Source organism: Candidatus Symbiopectobacterium sp. NZEC135 (assembly GCF_025962695.1).
This window is the reverse complement of record NZ_JAGFPF010000746.1, coordinates 1-979: the sequence shown is the minus strand read 5'-3', so window position 1 is coordinate 979 and position 979 is coordinate 1. Positions and strand designations below refer to the sequence as shown.

Annotated in this window: 1 pseudogene; it reads left to right on the top strand. The window is 49.9% G+C overall.

The annotated features are described in order from the left end of the window. Positions 1 to 254 precede the first annotated feature (254 nt). Positions 255 to 973: pseudogene (locus tag J5224_RS30160) on the top strand (VOC family protein). Positions 974 to 979: the final 6 nt, after the last annotated feature.

Below are 979 nucleotides of genomic sequence, written 5' to 3'. Positions count from 1 at the left end.
ACAGCAATACGCGTCCCGGGGCCACATCCATCAACGCTTAGTCCAACGAAGACCACAACGGCGAGGAGCATAAAGTCAGTAATAATTATTATGTAAATGATGTTTCGTCATATCGAAAGAGGAATTTGGCATATATCAATTTTCGCATCGCTATATTCATTTTTCAGATAAGCAAAGATAAAAAAATTACTATCTAACTAGGGTTAATCTCTTTCTAATGTTCGAATCCTATTTTTAATTCCGCGAGGGAAACCATGGCTACATTACGCTGGGATCACGCCGTACATTATGTCAACCACCTGGATGACGCGATTGCTACTTTTACCGATAACCAGCTGGTTGCGTTTCCCGGTGGTGCACACCCCGGTTGGGGCACTCACAATGCGCTCAGTTATTTTGGCCTGACTTACCTCGAATTCCTGAGCATTCGTGATGCGCAGGAAAGCGCTTGCTGCCGGAACAGCAGGTGCTCTACCGCGTGGCATTGCGCAGCGATGACATTGATACCACCCATCAGGCATTGCAGGAGCAGGGGTTAACCCTGTCGCCGATTGTGGATGGCAAGCGCCACGACAAACAGGGCAATCTGATCGAGTGGCGCATCTTCACCATCAGCGGTGATTTCCAGGGCGTGCCTTATCCCTTTGTCCTGCAATGGAAAACCAATGACGCCGCCCGTCTCGATTTCCTGCGCACCAACAATATCGACAGACCGCACCCGGTGGGTCAGGCTCGTCTTCAGGCGGCCATCTTCACGGTGCAGCATCCAGAGCAAGTGGCACAGCACTGGCAAAAGCTGTTCCAATTCCCAGCCAGTGAACACACGCCGACTACCCTGTATATCGATGAACAGCAATTTATTTTCCAAGCGGGTGAAGAGACCCGCCCCACGGCATTGCAAATCGCCACCGATAATGACGCCGTTAAAGGTCAATCGGTAACGCTGGGCGGCGGCGAATATCAATTTGTTTAATATTCA